This window comes from Nicoliella sp. ESL1106 (assembly GCF_058509965.1).
Genome location: NZ_CP196340.1, coordinates 1,527,628 through 1,545,676, shown reverse-complemented (window position 1 = coordinate 1,545,676; position 18,049 = coordinate 1,527,628). Strand labels below are relative to the sequence as shown.

General features: G+C 38.2%; 17 protein-coding genes and 5 tRNA genes. 18 read left to right on the top strand and 4 right to left on the bottom strand.

Translation table 11 applies throughout. The annotated features are described in order from the left end of the window. The first annotated feature begins 5 nt into the window (after window positions 1-5). The 5 genes from ACSVI6_RS06785 to ACSVI6_RS06765 all read left to right on the top strand — a co-directional run bounded on the left by ACSVI6_RS06785 (window position 6) and on the right by ACSVI6_RS06765 (window position 1,332). A tRNA-Asn gene (locus ACSVI6_RS06785) sits at window positions 6-78 on the top strand. A gap of 53 nt (window positions 79-131) precedes the next feature. After that, a tRNA-Thr gene (locus ACSVI6_RS06780) sits at window positions 132-204 on the top strand. 113 nt (window positions 205-317) lie between these two features. Beyond that, window positions 318-400 (top strand) — tRNA-Tyr (locus ACSVI6_RS06775). A 6-nt stretch (window positions 401-406) separates the two neighbouring features. Beyond that, window positions 407-478 (top strand) — tRNA-Gln (locus tag ACSVI6_RS06770). A 152-nt stretch (window positions 479-630) separates the two neighbouring features. Then, window positions 631-1,332 (top strand): GntR family transcriptional regulator, encoded by a 702-nt coding sequence (locus tag ACSVI6_RS06765; protein WP_491717311.1) that lies wholly within the window; start codon window positions 631-633, stop codon window positions 1,330-1,332. A 31-nt stretch (window positions 1,333-1,363) separates the two neighbouring features. On the opposite strand, the gene ACSVI6_RS06760 is transcribed toward ACSVI6_RS06765, so the two are convergent. Beyond that, a complete protein-coding gene (locus ACSVI6_RS06760) occupies window positions 1,364-2,095 on the bottom strand; it encodes a WecB/TagA/CpsF family glycosyltransferase (RefSeq protein ID WP_491720685.1) in 732 nt (243 codons plus the stop codon). A 74-nt stretch (window positions 2,096-2,169) separates the two neighbouring features. On the opposite strand from ACSVI6_RS06760, the gene ACSVI6_RS06755 reads away from it, so the two are divergent. The 7 genes from ACSVI6_RS06755 to ACSVI6_RS06725 all read left to right on the top strand — a co-directional run bounded on the left by ACSVI6_RS06755 (window position 2,170) and on the right by ACSVI6_RS06725 (window position 8,063). Further along, a complete protein-coding gene (locus ACSVI6_RS06755) occupies window positions 2,170-3,633 on the top strand; it encodes a nicotinate phosphoribosyltransferase (RefSeq protein WP_491716686.1) in 1,464 nt (487 codons plus the stop codon). A 16-nt stretch (window positions 3,634-3,649) separates the two neighbouring features. Then, window positions 3,650-4,477, top strand: coding sequence for an NAD(+) synthase (nadE, locus tag ACSVI6_RS06750; RefSeq protein WP_491720684.1), 828 nt, complete (start codon window positions 3,650-3,652; stop codon window positions 4,475-4,477). Between the two features lie 16 nt (window positions 4,478-4,493). After that, window positions 4,494-4,913, top strand: a complete 420-nt coding sequence (locus ACSVI6_RS06745) for a hypothetical protein (protein WP_491716684.1) — start codon at window positions 4,494-4,496, stop codon at window positions 4,911-4,913. A 92-nt stretch (window positions 4,914-5,005) separates the two neighbouring features. Beyond that, window positions 5,006-5,449 carry a SprT family protein gene (locus tag ACSVI6_RS06740; RefSeq protein WP_491720683.1) on the top strand — a complete coding sequence of 148 codons (444 nt, stop codon included), beginning with the start codon at window positions 5,006-5,008 and terminating at the stop codon, window positions 5,447-5,449. Between the two features lie 14 nt (window positions 5,450-5,463). Next, window positions 5,464-6,336 (top strand): homoserine kinase, encoded by an 873-nt coding sequence (locus ACSVI6_RS06735; protein WP_491719739.1) that lies wholly within the window; start codon window positions 5,464-5,466, stop codon window positions 6,334-6,336. Between the two features lie 61 nt (window positions 6,337-6,397). After that, window positions 6,398-6,483, top strand: a tRNA-Leu gene (locus tag ACSVI6_RS06730). Window positions 6,484-6,611: 128 nt separating this feature from the next. Then, window positions 6,612-8,063, top strand: coding sequence for a catalase (locus ACSVI6_RS06725; protein WP_491716681.1), 1,452 nt, complete (start codon window positions 6,612-6,614; stop codon window positions 8,061-8,063). A 54-nt stretch (window positions 8,064-8,117) separates the two neighbouring features. Here ACSVI6_RS06725 and ACSVI6_RS06720 read toward each other — a convergent pair whose 3' ends face one another. Next, on the bottom strand, window positions 8,118-9,227 hold the full coding sequence (locus ACSVI6_RS06720; RefSeq protein ID WP_491720682.1) for an LCP family protein: 1,110 nt from the start codon (window positions 9,225-9,227) through the stop codon (window positions 8,118-8,120). Between the two features lie 215 nt (window positions 9,228-9,442). On the opposite strand from ACSVI6_RS06720, the gene ACSVI6_RS06715 reads away from it, so the two are divergent. The 3 genes from ACSVI6_RS06715 to ACSVI6_RS06705 are packed head-to-tail and all read left to right on the top strand — an operon-like array spanning window position 9,443 to window position 12,086. Then, window positions 9,443-10,408, top strand: coding sequence for an AEC family transporter (locus ACSVI6_RS06715; protein ID WP_491719737.1), 966 nt, complete (start codon window positions 9,443-9,445; stop codon window positions 10,406-10,408). A gap of 23 nt (window positions 10,409-10,431) precedes the next feature. Further along, window positions 10,432-11,394, top strand: coding sequence for a DMT family transporter (locus ACSVI6_RS06710; RefSeq protein ID WP_491719736.1), 963 nt, complete (start codon window positions 10,432-10,434; stop codon window positions 11,392-11,394). A 41-nt stretch (window positions 11,395-11,435) separates the two neighbouring features. After that, window positions 11,436-12,086, top strand: a complete 651-nt coding sequence (locus tag ACSVI6_RS06705) for a 2,3-bisphosphoglycerate-dependent phosphoglycerate mutase (RefSeq protein WP_491716677.1) — start codon at window positions 11,436-11,438, stop codon at window positions 12,084-12,086. A gap of 41 nt (window positions 12,087-12,127) precedes the next feature. Here ACSVI6_RS06705 and ACSVI6_RS06700 read toward each other — a convergent pair whose 3' ends face one another. Continuing rightward, window positions 12,128-13,468 (bottom strand): C1 family peptidase, encoded by a 1,341-nt coding sequence (locus ACSVI6_RS06700; protein ID WP_491716676.1) that lies wholly within the window; start codon window positions 13,466-13,468, stop codon window positions 12,128-12,130. A gap of 98 nt (window positions 13,469-13,566) precedes the next feature. Beyond that, a complete protein-coding gene (rpiA, locus tag ACSVI6_RS06695; protein WP_491716675.1) occupies window positions 13,567-14,247 on the bottom strand; it encodes a ribose-5-phosphate isomerase RpiA in 681 nt (226 codons plus the stop codon). Between the two features lie 283 nt (window positions 14,248-14,530). Between rpiA and ACSVI6_RS06690 the strand changes: the two genes are divergently transcribed. The 3 genes from ACSVI6_RS06690 (at window position 14,531) to gltX (ending at window position 18,038) form a co-directional block, all read left to right on the top strand. After that, entirely contained in the window at window positions 14,531-15,070 is a 540-nt protein-coding gene (locus ACSVI6_RS06690) for a dCTP deaminase/dUTPase family protein (RefSeq protein ID WP_491716674.1), read from the top strand. Between the two features lie 14 nt (window positions 15,071-15,084). Continuing rightward, window positions 15,085-16,479 (top strand): DNA repair protein RadA, encoded by a 1,395-nt coding sequence (gene radA, locus ACSVI6_RS06685; protein ID WP_491719733.1) that lies wholly within the window; start codon window positions 15,085-15,087, stop codon window positions 16,477-16,479. A 71-nt stretch (window positions 16,480-16,550) separates the two neighbouring features. Further along, window positions 16,551-18,038, top strand: coding sequence for a glutamate--tRNA ligase (gene gltX, locus ACSVI6_RS06680; protein ID WP_491716672.1), 1,488 nt, complete (start codon window positions 16,551-16,553; stop codon window positions 18,036-18,038). Window positions 18,039-18,049: the final 11 nt, after the last annotated feature.

The window sequence follows — 18,049 nt, the reverse complement described above, 5'->3', positions numbered from 1 at the left end:
ATTATTCCGGCATAGCTCAGTTGGTAGAGCACCTGACTGTTAATCAGGTTGTCGACGGTTCGAGCCCGCCTGCCGGAGTCATAACTAGATAGAGTGCTAACTTATGTTAGCACTTTTGTGTTATATTATATGCCGGCTTAGCTCAGTTGGTAGAGCATCGGTATCGTAAACCGAGGGTCACAGGTTCAAGTCCTGCAGCCGGCATAAATATAGCTAATTAGTTGAGTAATTACAATAAAATGTTAATTTACTATTGACTATTGTGCTATATTTAGGTATTATATTAATTGTCGTTTGATACGATACTTCTACATTTCGGAGGGGTAGCGAAGTCTGGCTAAACGCGGCGGACTGTAAATCCGCTCCTTCGGGTTCGGTGGTTCGAATCCACTCCCCTCCATAATATTGGGCTATAGCCAAGTGGTAAGGCAACGGGTTTTGATCCCGTGATGCGCTGGTTCGAACCCAGCTAGCCCAATCTTAATAAACAATCGTTATTATTAATGTTTAAATACGTTGATATAACGGTTTTTTTGTTTATTGTGTAAATGTTTTTAGTTTAAAAGAATTAAATTTGATCAAAGATGCTATATAATGAAACTATCAGAATCAAATGGAGGGATTTTTAATTTGAGTTCACCTATTTATATTCAAATCCATAATGTAATCAAGCGTAAAATTGAAGATAAAGAATGGCTAATTGGTGATCGAATTCCTTCAGAAAGGGAACTAGCTAATCATTTTCAAGTTAGCAGAATGACCTTAAGACAAGCAATTCAAACTTTAGTAGATGAGGGTATTTTAGAGCAACATGTGGGCTCAGGAACTTTTGTTGCTAATTCTAAGGTGCAAGAGAAGATGTCTGGGGTAACCAGTTTTACAGATATCATGGTTTCACAGGGTAAAAAACCTGATAGCAAGACCATTTCTTATCATGTGATGGCACCATCATTAAGTGAAATGGAAAAATTAAAAATTGGTCAAAACGATAAAGTTCTTAGAATGGAACGGATTCGTTATGGTGATGGAATTCCAATTTGTTTTGAGGTTGCAACGGTTCCTGAAAACATTGTTGATGGACTTAGTAAATCAGATGTTACTAGTTCACTTTATCGAGCGTTGGAAGAGAAAAAGGATTTAATTCCTAGAAAGGCGCACCAAACGGTTTCCGCAATGTTAGCTTCAGAAAAAATTGCTACCTATCTAGATATTAAAAAAGGGGATTCAATTTTAAGACTTAGACAAATCACATATTTACAAAATGGGACTCCATTTGAATATGTTCGTACTCAATACGTTGGAAAGCGGTTTGAATTTTATCTCGAAAAATAAAGTCGTAGCTGGATTATATCCAACTACGACTTTATTTTGATTTTCGAACTAACTTGAGGTATTTCGGAATGACCATAACTCGGGGAAGCCTTTTTGGTTCTTTAAGTAAACGATATAGCCACTCTAAGTGGTGGTTAATCCAAAACTTTGGGGCTCTTTTATTATTACCAGATAAAACATCAAAACTGCCGCCTAAGCCAATCCAAAGCCCGTTATTTAAATGACGATACTGATTAATGAACTTCTCTTGTTTCGGTGATCCAAGGGCTAAAAAAACCATGTCAGGTTGTTGTCGTTTTATTTCCTTTGCTACAGATTCGTTCTCCTGGAAATAACCATCACGAATCCCACTGACTATTAAATTGGGATACTTTTTATGCAAAACACTTTTTAAATCTTCAATAACCTTAGGTTTTGCCCCCACGAAATAAGCTGATTTATGATTTTGATTTCCCCATTCTAGCATTGCTTTAAATATATCAAACCCAGTAATTCTTTCTTGAATGGGTTGATTAATAATTTCAGATGCTTTAATAATTCCAATACCATCTGGAGTAATAAAATCAGCATGCTTTAAAAGGTTTTGGTAATCATGGTTTTGATATGCATAGTAAGCAATTTCTGGATTGACGGTTGCAATGAATGTATTTTCACGTTGCTGAACTCTTGCTTGAATAATTTGTAAAAAATGGGTAAAGTTAGTATTAATATATGAAATATTTAAAATTGTGGTTTTTTTTAACTTGTCGTTCAATAAAAACATCCTTTCAATGTATAATATTAATTATAATTGAACTATCAAGTTTATCAAAGATTATTTTGAGGTGTAAATAGGAAATGTCACTTAGAGACTATACGAATTTAACGCTCCATACTGATGATTACGAAATCAATATGATGCAAACTTATTTTTCAAAGAAAATGGAAAGTCGCCACGCGGTGTTCGAAGTATTCTTCAGAAAGATGCCATTTGAAAATGGATACGCCGTATTTGCTGGATTAGAGCATGTAATTAATTATGTTAATAATCTTCACTTTACCGATGATGACATTCAATACTTAAAGGAAAATGGGGAATATACCCCCGCATTTTTAGAATTTCTACGTAACTTTAAGTTTACGGGGACGATTCGTTCTGCTCAAGAGGGAGATTTAGTATTTAATAATGAACCTATCATGCAGGTAGAGGGAACTTTAGCAGAGTGTCAATTAGTTGAAACTGCAATTTTAAACATTGTAAACTATCAAACGTTGATCGCTACAAAGGCCTCTCGGATTCGCCAAGCGGTCGGATCCGATCCATTAATGGAATTTGGTTCTAGAAGAGCACAAGAAACTGCTGCCGCCCTCTGGGGGACTAGAGCTGCGTTCATTGGTGGCTTTAATTCTACTTCTAATGTTTTAGCTGGAAAGTCATTTGGAATCCCAATTAGTGGTACCCATGCTCATTCATTGGTAGAAACATTTGGTCATGATTACGATGCTTTCAAAGCCTATGCTGAAACCCATAAGAACTGTGTCTTTTTAGTTGATACTTATGATACTTTGAAAAGTGGTGTTCCTAATGCGATTAAGGTTGCTAAGGAAATGGGTGACCGCATCAACTTCGCAGGGGTGCGGATTGATTCTGGCGATATGGCATACCTTTCTAAACGGATTCGGGAGATGTTAGATGCAGCTGGTTTTAAGGACACTAAGATCATTGCTTCAAATGACTTAGATGAAAACACCATCACTAGTTTAAAAATGCAAGATGCTAAGATCGACATCTGGGGTGTTGGGACCAAGCTAATTACCGCATATGATCAACCAGCCTTGGGAGCTGTCTATAAGATGGTTTCAGTGGAGAATGACGATGGGACAATGCGTGATACCATTAAAATATCTAATAACGCTGCTAAGGTCTCTACTCCTGGGAAGAAACAAGTTTGGCGGATCAATAAGAAGTCAGATGGAAAATCAGAAGGCGATTACGTTGCGTTGAGTGATGAAGACCCTAACAGTCAAGATAGTCTGTACATGTTCCATCCGCAGTTTACTTACATTAGTAAGACGTTGACTGACTTTGAAGCTACTCCACTCTTAAAGACAATAATTGATAAGGGTGAACAGGTTTATGAGGTTCCAGAATTAGTCGATATCCAAGCCCATGCGAATGAATCGCTTGCTTCGCTGTGGCCAGAATACAAACGGCAGTTAAACCCACAGGATTATCCGGTGGATCTATCTAAGAATTGTTGGGATAATAAGATGAAGTTGATCGAACAGGTTCATGGATACGTTCAAAAGTTAAATTATTAAGATTAGGGGGAGCTTTATGAGACCTTTACAAAAGAAAATCATTGCTGCTTTGAAGGTGAAGCCTGAGATTGATCCACATCAAGAAATCAGAAATAGTGTCGAATTCTTGAAAGATTATTTGAAAAAGAATTCTTTTTTGAAAACATTGGTTCTCGGTATTTCTGGAGGACAAGATTCAACACTAGCTGGTAAGTTATCTCAAATGGCAATCAGTGAATTACGTGAAGAAACTGGTAATAATGACTACCAGTTTATCGCGGTGCGGTTGCCGTATGGTAAACAAGCAGATGAAGCTGATGCTATGGAAGCAATTAAGTATATGGATGCTGATAAGACAATTCGAGTTAATATTAAGCCAATGGTGGATGCTGCAGTTAATGCGGTTGAAGAAGATGGCCCTACTATTAATGATTTTAATAAGGGGAACATCAAGGCACGTGAACGGATGATCGCTCAGTATGCAATTGCAGGTGAATGTTCTGGAGCCGTAGTTGGAACGGATCATGCTGCAGAAGCAGTTACTGGTTTTTATACTAAATTTGGTGATGGAGCAGCCGATATAACTCCATTGTGGCGTTTAGATAAGCGGCAGGGGAAAATGCTACTAGCCGTTTTAAATGCGCCTAAACACCTCTATGATAAAGTCCCAACTGCTGATTTAGAGGATAATCGTCCTGCATTACCTGATGAAGCAGCTTTAGGGGTTCGTTATTCTGACATCGATGCTTATTTAGAGGGTAAGGATGTTGATGAAAAAGCTGCGCAAACCATTGAAAACTGGTATATTAAGACTGAACATAAACGGGAATTACCTGTAAATATCTATTCCACATTCTGGAAATAAAAAGGAGTTAACAAATATGAAGGGCGCAAAAATGAGTAACTATGCACCAACTGTTTCACAATTAATTACTGAAACGGATAAAACTGGTGAAAAGCTGGCTAAGTTTTATGAACCATTAAAAAAGGCATTGGATAAGGATGATTTATCTGATATTAACTTGGCAGAGACGAAAGAAAAATTTCAAAATGGGACTACTTTCTATAAGGAAACCCTTCGCAAGTTAAAAGTGCTAGGCGTTCCAGCAAGGGTTCTTGGTAAGCATAAGTTGTTAGTGGGTGCTTATTCAGATTATGCTGATGCATGCCAAGAGATGGTTGATAGTATTAATGTTGATGAAAATACTATTGATAAAGGGGCCTTTAAAGATTCAGAAGATGCCCAAAGCGATAGTGTTGCACGCGTAATTAAATATACTCAAAAAATTTTAGTAGGTTAATGATTAAAAACGGGGCAACCCGTTTTTTTATTAATCGGATAGTAATATAATCACGTATTTTAAAGTATTAAGGGGTAGAGGAGATTTTATTATTGTCCAATCAGGAATTACAAGCGCTATGTGAAAAAATTTCACAACGGTATTTTGCCCGACCGTTTAATCATCGGATTTATTTTAACAATCGTTTAAAAACCACGGGCGGACGTTATTATTTAAAAAGTCACAATATTGATATTAATCCGAAGATGTTAACGGCTTTTTCTAAAGAAACGCTAATTGGGGTTATTAAGCATGAATTATGCCACTACCATCTCCATTTAGCAGGTTATAGTGGTCAACATCGTACAAAAGAATTTCAACAGCTTTTAGCTGCGGTGGGTGGGCTACGGTTTGCTCCACGCATTGATCAACCCAGATATACATTTGAGTGTGAAAAATGTCATCGAAAATATAATCGCGAACGGTTAATTAACACGAGCAAGTTTGTTTGCGGGAAATGTCGTGGTAGGTTAAAATTAATTTCACAAAGAAGATAAAGGAGCGATATTCATTGGGAAAGATCATTATTCGAGTTCCAGCGACTGTTTCTAATTTAGGTCCTGGTATCGATTCATTAGGGTTAGCATTACACCTTTACTATACAGTAATCGTAGAAGAAGAAACTGACCATTGGCGTGTTAACCATGCGCTCGGTGAAAACATTCCGCATGATGAAAATAATTTAATCGTTCAAACAATTTTACGGTTAGATCCTAAAATTCATCCCCATCAATTAACGGTAATGTCTGATATCCCAGTTGAACATGGTTTGGGATCTAGTACTACTGCAGTAATCGTAGGGATAAAAATTGCCAATGCTTTGGGAAATTTAAATCTTTCAATCGACGAACAGATGCAAATTGGAAGTGAAATTGAAGAGCATTCTGAAAATGTTGCTGCCGGTTTTTTAGGTGATTTAACAATTTCAAATGAAAAAGATGGTCAATTAACTGCAATTAAAGCTAAAATGCCCGCCGTTTCAGCGTTAATGTTTGTTATGCCACGTGGTAAAGTAGGCAAAATCGAGCTACCTAAGCAAATTAATGCCCAGTCTGCATTAGCAGCCAGTAACGATGCTAACTTATTAGTAGCAGCTTTAATTACTGATAATTGGGCCGTTGCATCTTCTTTGATTGAGGGAGAATATTTTGGAGAAGAAAATTTGAAACGCGATCAAGACAATTTAGATTTAATTCGTACGGCCGCTCATAATTTAGGGATTTATGGAACCTTTATTAGCGGTACGGGTCCAGTGATCGTATCGCTGGGGCAAAGAGACTTATTGATCAAGTTGCGTGATCAACTCCGTGCAGATGACCGATTAGCAGGAAAAGTGCGGGTAATGGATCTCGACCGTGATGGCGCTACTGTTCGTGGTGAATAATAAAAAAAGAGTTGCTTATTTTGTGAATATTTGATATATTTATATATGTTGATTTTCACATGCGGCCATGGCGGAATTGGCAGACGCGCAAGATTAAGGATCTTGTCGGGAATTTTCTCGGTGGAGGTTCGAGTCCTCTTGGCCGCATAAATAAGATGCTGAAATGCAGAAATGCGTTTCAGCTTTTTTTGTGCGCCGTTTTGTTTGTCAATAAAGTGACACCATGTTACCATTATTCTGTAAAAATATTGTATTTATTAAAAGGAGTGGTTCACATGACAGATAAGATCAAAACAGCTGAAGGTCAACCATGGGCTGACAATAATCATTCACAAACAGCTGGAAATCGTGGCCCTGTTTTAATGCAAGACTACCAATTACTAGAAAAACTAGCACACTTTAATCGTGAAAGAATTCCAGAACGAGTCGTTCATGCTAAGGGAGCTGGTGCAAAGGGGTTCTTTAAGCTAACTCATGATATGAGTAAATATACTAAGGCTGATATTTTTAATGGCGAACCTGGTAAAAAGACACCAATGATCATCAGATTTTCCCAAGTTGCTGGTGAATCAGGATATCCAGATACAGAACGCGATGTTCGTGGATTCGCATTGAAGTTCTACACTAATGACGGTAATTACGATATCGTTGGTAATAATACCCCTGTCTTTTTCGTTAATGATCCACTTAAGTTCCCAGATTTTATTCATTCGCAAAAGCGTGAACCAGATACTCACTTAAGAAGTCAAGATATGCAATGGGATTTTTGGTCCCATTCTCCAGAATCAGTTCATCAAGTGACCTATTTAATGGGTGACCGTGGTAATCCTGCTAGTTATCGTGAAATGAATGGGTATGGAAGTCATACTTATAAATGGGTCAACGCCAAGGGTGAGGTGTTCTGGGTTAAATATCACTTTATGAGTGAACAAGGCGTAAAGAACATGTCGAACGAAACGGCTGCTAAGACCGCTTCAAAGGATACTGATTTCTTGCTTCATGATCTATATGATGCAATTGCAGATAAAAACTTCCCAAAGTGGAAAGTGATGGTGCAAATTATTCCTTATGAAGATGGTTTGAATTATAAGAAGGACATTTTTGATGTGACCAAGGTCGTTAGTCATGCAGACTATCCACTCCAAGAAGTCGGTGAATTTACATTGGATGAAAATCCAACTAATTATTTTGATGACGTCGAAGAAGCCGCTTTTTCACCAGCTAATCTAGTTCCAGGAATTGAAGCATCCCCAGACAAGTTACTTCAAGGACGCTTGTTTGCATATAAAGATGCTGAAAGATATCGATTAGGTGCTAACTATGAACAGCTACCAATTAATCGTCCGAAGAACGGTACCCCTAAGAACTATGAACGGGATGGTTTTATGGCTCATGATCAGGGGAATGCCGTTAACTACGAACCAAATGGTGAAGGTGGCCCTGTTGAAGATCCTCACGCTAATATTAAGCCATTTAGCGTTGAGGGGGATGCAGGTAGTTATAAGACCTACGATGTCGACTATTATTCTGACGCTGGTGCCTTATACCGTGTTATGAGCCCAGAGGAACGAGACCGCTTAATTGAGACGATTAAGGGAACTCTCGGGACTGTGAAGAGCCATGAAAATAAGGTTTTGGAAACGCGTCAATTTTACAATGCAGATCATGAATATGGAAAACGTGTCGCTGATGCATTGGGCTTAAACATGGATGAAATTACCAAATAATAATTGAAACTAAAAATACCAATCTGGGCATTACCCAGATTGGTATTTTTTTGTTTAATATCCAGTTGATGAATTGGTAGTAGCGCCAGTACCAGTTCCGTCAGTACTAGTTCCGTCAGTGGTGCTATCAATTCCGCTCCCGTTATCATCAGTAGCACTTTGTGTTGCTGAGATACTTGATAGTGAACTGAGGTTTAGATTCTTGCGAATGTAGTTAGAAACCCTTAGTAATTCTGATTCTGGTGCGACTTGATAGTCAATCCCATCGATAGTGGCGTCTTCACCTTGCAGGGTATCTGACTTAATATGGTGCGTTGCATCACCATAACGAGCCCGCATCGAAACCATGTCATTAAAAGTAATATCAGTCTTTAAATTACCATTTAGTGATTCGAGGATTTCTTTGTAACGTGGTAGTGAAGAAATCTTCATTGCCTTAAGGACTAGTTTTTGAAGTACTTCTCTTTGGCGTGCTTGTCGACCGTAATCACCGGTTGGATCTTCATGGCGCATTCTTGAGTAATCAAGTGCTTGTTTACCGTTTAAAGTTACCTTTTGCCCCTTGACCACGTTTGCATTACCGTACTTAAACGTAAGTGGCGGATCGACTTCCACGCCACCGACGGCATCAACCATTTTTTCGAGTCCACCCATGTTAATGATTGCGTAAAAATCAATTGGGATGTTCAACAAGTTTTGAACCGTTTGAACGGCAGTCGATGGCCCACCAATCGTATACGCAGCATTAATTTTTTCATATGGTTGCGAATCACCAGGTACAGTTACCTTAGTATCCCGTGGAATACTAGTGATTGAAATATTCTCTTTTTTGGGATTAATCGTGACTACCATCATGGTATCAGTTCTTCCCATGTCATCACGACCCAATGCCCCTGTATCAGTTCCTAATAGTAAGATTGAAAATGGCTTATCCTTACTGATCACTGATGATACATCCCTTAATTTATGAGTATCACCAGCTTCAAATGTTTTATTGAAGGTTTTTTGTGCACTATTATAAGCCATATATAAGTAAATCAATCCAGCCGTTACGATGATTAGTAAGATAATCAGGAACGTCCATAGCTTTTTATGACTACGTTTTTTAAAATGGGTTCGATTTTCGCGTCGTTGATAACCATTATTTTCGTTTGAATTATTCATATTTTAATTACCCCATCATTTATAGTCTTGAATTCGATTTTTAAACAATATGTTTGCATTATAAAAAAAATTGAATCAAATCACAACTTTACTTAGTGATATTTAACACCAATTTAATATTTAATATTTGAAAAAATTGAAGCGTTAAAGCAGACTTATTTTTATGCTATAATGCAAACTGTTACAATAATTTTTGAGTTAGGATGTGATGCTATTTGATAGTTTTTGAGAAGAGTATTTCTGGAATTGTAGTGATTTTATTAATGATCCTATTAGGCTTCTTCTTGGCTAAACGACAGTGGTTCGATGAGAAATCTTCGAAACTGATCGCAAAAATCGTTACCCAAGTTGCTTTACCTGCCTATATGATTAGCACGATCACTAGTAAATTTACCGCACAGACGCTTTTACATACATTGCCTGACCTTCGCTTCCCCGTTATTTCCATGTTGATTTTATTCGGGATCTCAGTGGCGGTTGCCAGGGCGCTTAGGATCGCTAAGTACCATCGTGGATTGTTCGAATCCATGTTTTTTAATTCTAATACTGTTTTTGTGGGCTTGCCAGTCAACATAGCATTATTTGGGAATCGCAGTTTACCATATGTGTTGGTTTATTATATGGCAAATACCACGTTCTTTTGGACGCTGGGCGTTTATTTGATCCAACGGGATGGTGATGCCGATAGCAAGTTTAATTTAAAACAAACCCTACAAAAAGTTTTTTCACCACCACTGTTAGGGTTTATCGTTGCCGTTATCATGGTCCTCTTGGACATTCCCAAAATGGAGTTATTACACCCAATTTTAGAACCAGTCCTCCAAAGCTGTGACTATATTGGTGGGTTAACAACCCCGCTTTCGATGTTATTTATAGGGATTGCTGTTTCTAAGGTGAGCTTAAAGGCTGTGAAGTTCGATCGTCTTAACTGGGGCATTCTATTGGGACGGTTCATGATGGCACCGCTTTTGATGACATTATTGGTAACGTTTACGAACATGCCAGTATTAATGAAACAAGTTTTTATTTTGCAATCTGCAATGCCCGTGATGACGAATGCACCAGTTGTATCCAAACTATATAATGCGGATGATGAATACGCATCGTTAATGGTAACTGAAACTACGTTACTTAGTTTAATCGTAATTCCAATCTTAATGACGTTGGTTCAAAAATTTTAATCAGATAAGGAAGCGAAATTGTTTTGCGAAAAACGCTTTTATATGTTTTAATTTCAACCTTTATGTTCAGTTCGATGGAAATTGCTTTAAAGAGTGTCCAAGGTGCTTTTTCACCGATTCAACTTAATTTAATTCGATTCTTCGTGGGTGGCTTGGTCCTATTACCAATTGCTTTGCGGCACAGTAAAAAAGCGAACCAGCAATTTACCAAAAAAGACCTGCTAGTGTTTGCATTGAGTGGCTTTTTATGTGTGATTGTTAGTATGACGCTATATCAAATGGCGATTGAATATGATGAAGCCGCAACGGTTGCGGTATTGTTTAGCGTTAATCCCGTTTTTTCATTGCTATTTGCGTTTATTATTTTAAAAGAGCGAATTGGTCGCTTGAATTTAATTTCAATGCTATTATCAATAGCAGGGTTATTAATAATCGTTAATCCAACTAAGTTAACTAATCCGCTGGGGATTTCACTAGCGATTGGTTCTGCAGTTACGTTTGGCCTTTATAGCATCGTATCACGGTGGTCATCCGTAGTTAGTGGCTTTGATGGAATAACGATGACCTGTTATACATTTATTGCTGGTTCGATCGAGTTGTTTGGATTAGTATTGATTTCTAAAGTTCCAGCAGTTGCTAATTCAATGAGAACGGTTAATTGGATGAAATCCTTTGCTGATACACCGATTTTACAAAACGTTAGTGTTCATTATTTTTGGATTTTATTCTTTATTTGTGTCTGCGTGACAGGTGGGGGCTTTGCATTTTACTTCTTGGCCATGGATCGCGGCGGGGTCTCAATGGCATCGCTCGTATTCTTTATAAAGCCAGGGTTAGCCCCTATTTTGGCACTATTGATTTTACATGAAACCCTCTCGATTAATACAATTATTGGAATTATTGTAATTTTAATTAGTTCAGTCATTACCTTCATTGGTAATCGCACTAAGACCGATAGCTCCGAAATGAAGGATGCTATTGAGTGATCAAATTAGAAAGTGTGGGATAACGATTGTTTTTAACGTTAATGCGGCATGGAGAAAGTTTAGCAAATGCTAATAATATCTTTACTGGTTGGAATGATGTTTCATTGACTGATGTCGGAATTGCACAGGCTCATTTAGCAGGGCAGAAAATTAAGGCAACTGGAATTCAATTTGATGATGTTCACACTTCCTTTTTAATTCGAGCAATCGATACCACTAACATCGTTTTAGATGAAATTGAGCAGGCCTTTATTGATGAGCATAAATCATGGCGCTTGAACGAACGCCATTATGGAGCGCTACGGGGTCAAAATAAACAAGTTGTTAAGCAACGAGTGGGGGAGCAACAGTTTAATCAATGGCGGCGTAGTTTCGATTCGGTGCCGCCGTTGTTGAAAGAACGTGACCATGACTACCGCTATGAACGAATTGGGGTATTGGAACCCCTAGGGGAAAGTTTAAAAATGGCTTACGAACGGATTATGCCATACTGGGAGGATGCCATTGCTCCACGCCTGTTAGATGGTCATAATCAATTGGTTATTGCTCACGGTAGTACTTTACGCGCCATGATTAAGTATCTAGAACGCATTAGTGATGGACAAATCGATAGAGTCGAGGTACCGAACGGGAAACCAATTCAATATGAATTAGACCGTCAATTAAAAATTGTTGATAAAAAAACATTGTAAATAAAAAGCTGATCCCTAAGGATCAGCTTTTTATTTTGAAATTAGAATTTAGCTAAGGTACCCATTGGATCCCATGGATCTAAGACGATTGGGTCTTGTGCTTGGGCTTTCTTTAATTCATCTGAGAAGTATTTTTTGTTGATAACAACTTGGTAAACGTACTTTCTGAACCATGATTCACTCATTACGAAGTAACCATCAGTTCCAACTTTTTTACCCCAACTATTTTCAACTTTCCACTTAGTTGGTTTACCATCAACGATGTCTACTCCAGTGATAACCATGGCATGATCCATTACACTTTCACCGTAGTCTAATTGTTCTGCCTTGGTTAAATCAAGGTTAATGTCAAATAGTTCATTTCTGGAGTAAAGTTTGTCGTCCATGATTCCCTTTTGCCGATCAGAATCTTGACCAACATCACTACCGAACCAAACTGTTTCGCCATTTTTTAGCTGCTTGATTGCTAATTTTTCAAAGTCATCGATTGAAAGGTTTAAATGCTTAACTTGACGACCACCAACAACGTTTCCTAATAATTCAATTGTGTAAGTCTTCTTGTAAGGCTTATCGTCAGTAGGCGAATTAATGATTGAAACGTAATCTTCCAAATCTAATTGGATGTATTTCTTGTAGAACGTCTTAGGAGTAAGACCCTTTTCAATGTGATAGTTATTATTTTTATCACGGTATTCAAAGTCAAACTTTTTAGCTGGTTCACCCAACGCATAAACAAGGACTCGATAGATTTCATTGAGCATCTTGTCCTTTTTAGCAGCGATTTTTTCTTTTGATTCACCATCATTAACTAGGTTTCTCAAGATCATTGCATCGCGTCTAAGCTTCAAGTTTAAAACGCTGTTTAAATCAGCAGAGTTATTACTATTGAAAGTTTCTGACATTGCTGATTGAGGAACGACACCGTACTTTTCAACTAATGCACAGAGCATATCCCATTGTCCACCGTCTTGTTGGGGGGTAGCAAGGAGAAATGAAACTTTTCTAGATGTCCGCTTTTTATCGGCAGTGTTAATGATATTTTCCAAGAAGAAGTTTGACTTTTCAAACTTATCCCAGAAGTTAATGTAGTTTTGTGATAATTCAAAGTTACCCTTGAGGTTAAATTCATTTGCAACTTTGTGGCGTAAAGTGTTCAAGGCTGCAAATGTCCAACAACGACCACTGCGTTGTTGGTTCGCAACGTCACCAGTTTCTAATTCAATGGAAAACACAGGTTTGTTAGCGATTTCTGAACTGTAGTTAGCACTAACTTTAGCGACTCCTTGGTGAGAAACGGCGCGCTCTAAAATCTTAGCGTCTTTGCGCTTATCTACGTCAGACTGATAATTCTTGATATCATCAAAATTGATACTCTTACTCATTGAATTCACTCCTTAATTAATAGAACAATAACCATATTGTAAACAAAAAAAGCCTAAATAAAAAGCAAAACCCACTGAGTTTTGCTAATTTTTACAGATTATCTAGCTTGAATTGTTTCTGGACCATCTGGATGGCCAACGATAATTGTATTAACTATGTCTAAAAATAGTCCATGTTCAACGACGCCAGTCATATCCTTTAGATTTTTGGCGAGTTTATGGGGATCACCAATTTTACCTAATCCAAGGTCAATGATGTAGTTTTTGGAATGGGTCAGAATGAATCTTTCACCATCCATTCTAAATTTTGGATTGTAGCCGCGCTTTTTAAACTTTTTAAATAGTTGTTGACTACCATATGGGATAACTTCGACTGGTAGGGGAAATGAACCTAATTGTTTAGTTAACTTCGATTCATCAACGATCCAAATGTTCTTCTTGGAATTAATTGCAACGATTTTTTCTCTTAGGTGGGCAATGCCGCCCCCCTTGATTCCCTGGTAGTTTGCATCAATTTGATCTGCTCCATCAATTGTTAAATCAATATGGTCAACTTGGTCAATATCCTTAACCGTGATTCCCAATTGGGTTGCACGCTTGGCAGTTCGGTTCGAAGTTGGGACTCCAATGATATTTAAGTGTTCATTTTTGACCCGTTCCCCTAATGCTTCAACTAGGTATTTAACCGTTGAACCAGTACCTAATCCAACGGTCATCCCATCTTCAATGTACTTTACGGATTCAATCCCAACTATTTTTTTTAAATCGTCTTGGCTCATCTTGTATGCCCCTCTAGAAATTAATAAGTGTACTGCGGAATGAGAACTTAGTAACTATTTAATCATCCGATTAAAATCCAACATATTTATTCGCTAATGGTAATTGTCTCAAAATTTGTTGCAATAAGCAATTCAAGATTTAATATTTATCGTTATTAATAAAAAAATTTTAGCAAAATCTAATTAATTTATCTACTTTTTTCGTAAATCATCTTTTGAATACTGATTTAAAGAATGGATAATAGTATAATTTGACTATTAATTAAATTAAGGACGTGAAAAAATGAATCGTGGATTTGAGATCGTTTCAAAATATAAGGATAGTGGATTAACCCTTCCATTTCGAGCTACTCAGCAGGCAGCTGGGTATGATTTTGCTAGTGCGGAGGATTTTGTTCTACCATCGATTTGGAAACTGAACTTTTTACGGATTTTGTGGGCCATCAAGCATCGTAAAAAGGTGGCTACTGATGATTTAAAGGATGCTCAACAAATTTTAAAACCCCTGTTAGTACCTACTGGTATTAAGGCTTATATGCAAAATGATGAGGTCCTAATTATTGCGAACCGTTCTAGTAATCCGCTTAAGCGGGGAATGTATTTGCCGAACGGAATTGGTGTAATTGACGCTGATTATTATGACAATCCCAATAATGAAGGCGAAATTTTCGTTCAAATGATTAACTTTGGGCTTACTGATCGCAAAATTAAAAAGGGTGAAAGAATTGCTCAAGGCATTTTTATGCCTTACTTGGTGGCGGACAATGATGATGCTAGTCAAGCCCAGCAAAGAACTGGTGGTTTTGGTTCTTCTGGTAAGTAGGAAGGGGTGGTCACTTGGCAAAGGTAAAAACCCAGTATGTTTGTGATAATTGTGGATATATTTCACCACGTTTCTTAGGCCGATGCCCCAATTGCGGCAAATGGAATACACTGGTTGAAGAAATCGTTAAACCGCAAAACGCAAGCACCGGGAGTGCCAAAAAAATTTCGCCTAGTCGAACTGACTTTGATGGAAGCTCAACTAGGCCTGAATTAGTCGGTGAAATTAAATCTCGTACTGAGATGCGAGTAAAGACGGATTCAGAGGAATTTAATCGCGTCTTAGGAGGAGGTGTGGTGCCTGGCTCATTAATATTAATTGGTGGCGATCCAGGAATTGGTAAATCAACACTCTTGTTGCAAATATCAGGGGAGTTAAGCAATTCTGGACACAAGATGCTTTATGTTTCAGGTGAAGAAAGTGCTAATCAAATTAAGTTGCGCGCTGATCGCTTAGCGGTTGCTAGTGATCAGTTATATATTTACCCAGAGACTGACATGGATTCAATTAGACATGCCATTGAGGAGTTACAACCAGATGCAGTCGTAATTGATTCAGTTCAGACTGTCGAAGAGCCTGCAATCCAGTCTGCGATTGGCTCCGTTGCGCAGGTTAGAGGGATTACCTCTGATTTAATGAACATTGCTAAGTCAAAGGGGATTACCATCTTCGTAGTTGGTCATGTTACTAAGGGTGGCGCATTAGCAGGTCCTAAGACTTTGGAACACATGGTTGATACGGTCCTTTACTTTGAAGGCGATATGCACCATTCTTATCGACTACTAAGGGCCGTTAAAAATCGGTTTGGTTCAACGAACGAGCTAGGTGTTTTTGAAATGCGTGAGGGGGGCTTAAAAGAAGTTCGGAACCCTTCAGAAATTTTCCTAGAAGAACGACTTAAGGATGCAACGGGATCGGCAATCGTTGTCTCAATGGAGGGAACACGGCCGATCCTAGTTGAAATTCAGGCTTTGATCACACCATCGATTTTTGGAAACGCTCAGCGGACGGCATCTGGGCTGGATCGCAACCGCGTTTCCTTGATCATGGCAGTTTTAGAAAAACGTGCGGGCCTAATGTTACAGAACCAAGATGCTTATTTGAAAGCTGCTGGTGGGGTGAAGTTGAACGAGCCGGCAATTGATTTAGCAATGGCAGTCAGCATTGCTTCTAGCTATAAGGATCAAGGAACGCTTCCGTCAGAATGTTATATCGGAGAAATTGGATTGACCGGAGAAATTCGTCGGGTCACAAGAATTGAACAACGGGTTGCAGAAGCTCAAAAGCTGGGCTTTGAACGGGTATTAGTTCCTAAAAATAATTTGAATGGTTGGACACCACCGACTGGAATTAAAGTCATTGGTGTTTCAACCCTTAGAGAGGCCCTTTCAATTGCGCTTAGAAAATAAGTTAATCCTAGGGCAAAAAAATATGAGTATGTTATAATTAATAACGATTTTAGTAAAAGAGGGGAATAGAATTGGCTAAGAATTCGATTCGAGTTAGATACGCACCAAGTCCTACTGGACATTTACACATTGGAAACGCAAGAACTGCAATTTTCAATTATCTTTTTGCCCGTCATAATAAGGGTAAATTTATTATCAGAATTGAAGATACTGATACGAAAAGAAACGTGGCTGATGGTGAAATCAGCCAATTAGATAACTTAAAGTGGTTAGGTTTGGATTGGGATGAAGGTCCAGATAAACCAGGTGATTTTGGACCATACCGTCAATCAGAACGCCGTGATATTTATGAACCACTCATTCAAAAATTATTGGATGAAGGGAAGGCTTATGAATCATATCGGACTGAAGAAGAGCTTACCGCTGACCGAGAAGAACAAAAGGCCCGTGGTGTAATGCCCCATTATGAATATGAATTTGAAGGCATGACCGAAGAAGAAAAGAACCAAGCAATTGCTGATGCAAAAGCCAAGGGCTTAAAGCCAGTGATTCGGTTCCGAGTTCCAAAGAACCATGACTATGAATGGGATGATATGGTAAAGGGTCATTTATCATTTAATTCCGATAGTGTTGGTGGGGACTTCGTTATTGCCAAGCGTGACGGGATGCCTACTTATAACTTCGCCGTAGTTGTTGATGATCATTTAATGGAAATCAGCCACGTCTTTAGAGGTGATGACCACGTATCCAATACACCAAAGCAATTGATGATCTACGATGCATTTGGTTGGGATGCTCCTAAGTTTGGGCACATGAGTTTGATCACCAGCGCTGATTCAGGGAAGAAGTTAAGTAAACGTGATGAATCGATTATTCAATTCATTGAACAATATCGCGACTTAGGATACCTCCCAGAAGCAATGTTCAATTTCATTACCTTACTTGGTTGGTCACCAGTTGGTGAAGATGAAATCTTCTCAGAACGTGAATTCATTAAGATGTATGATTATAAGCGATTGAGTAAGTCACCCGCTAAGTTCGATAACAAAAAGTTGGAATGGATCAATAATCAATACGTTAAATCTAGTGATGAAGACGTTGTGATGGATCTTGCGCTTCGTCAATTGATCGATAAGGGTAATATTCCAGCTAATCCAGATGCCAAGACAGTTGAATGGGCACGGAAGCTGATCAACGTTTACAAACAACAAATGAGTTACATGGCGCAAATTAATGAAATGGCTGATGTTTTCTTCCATGAACCAGATCAAGTAACTGGCGATGCACTTGAAGAAATCAGTAACGATACTGCACCTGTAGTTCTAAAGGAATTTGCTAAGCGGGCAAAGGAATTACAAATCTTTGATAAGATTGAAATTCTAAGAACGATTAAGGCGGTTCAAAAAGATACCAAGATTAAGGGGCGTAAACTTTGGATGCCAATTAGAATCGCGGTAACCCATGAAATGACTGGTCCTGAATTGCCAGAATCAATTGAATTAATTGGTCGCGATAAGGCCCTTGAACACATTGAACAAACATTAAAGCAAATTGATTAATTTAAAAAGGA

Coding starts and splice junctions, on each gene's coding strand:
- ACSVI6_RS06760 (WP_491720685.1), bottom strand. CDS start 2,095: ATGTTTTTATTGAACGACAAGTTAAAAAAAACCACAATTTTAAATATT.
- ACSVI6_RS06755 (WP_491716686.1), top strand. CDS start 2,170: ATGTCACTTAGAGACTATACGAATTTAACGCTCCATACTGATGATTAC.
- nadE (WP_491720684.1), top strand. CDS start 3,650: ATGAGACCTTTACAAAAGAAAATCATTGCTGCTTTGAAGGTGAAGCCT.
- ACSVI6_RS06745 (WP_491716684.1), top strand. CDS start 4,494: ATGAAGGGCGCAAAAATGAGTAACTATGCACCAACTGTTTCACAATTA.
- ACSVI6_RS06725 (WP_491716681.1), top strand. CDS start 6,612: ATGACAGATAAGATCAAAACAGCTGAAGGTCAACCATGGGCTGACAAT.
- ACSVI6_RS06720 (WP_491720682.1), bottom strand. CDS start 9,227: ATGAATAATTCAAACGAAAATAATGGTTATCAACGACGCGAAAATCGA.
- ACSVI6_RS06705 (WP_491716677.1), top strand. CDS start 11,436: ATGCGGCATGGAGAAAGTTTAGCAAATGCTAATAATATCTTTACTGGT.
- ACSVI6_RS06700 (WP_491716676.1), bottom strand. CDS start 13,468: ATGAGTAAGAGTATCAATTTTGATGATATCAAGAATTATCAGTCTGAC.
- rpiA (WP_491716675.1), bottom strand. CDS start 14,247: ATGAGCCAAGACGATTTAAAAAAAATAGTTGGGATTGAATCCGTAAAG.
- ACSVI6_RS06690 (WP_491716674.1), top strand. CDS start 14,531: ATGAATCGTGGATTTGAGATCGTTTCAAAATATAAGGATAGTGGATTA.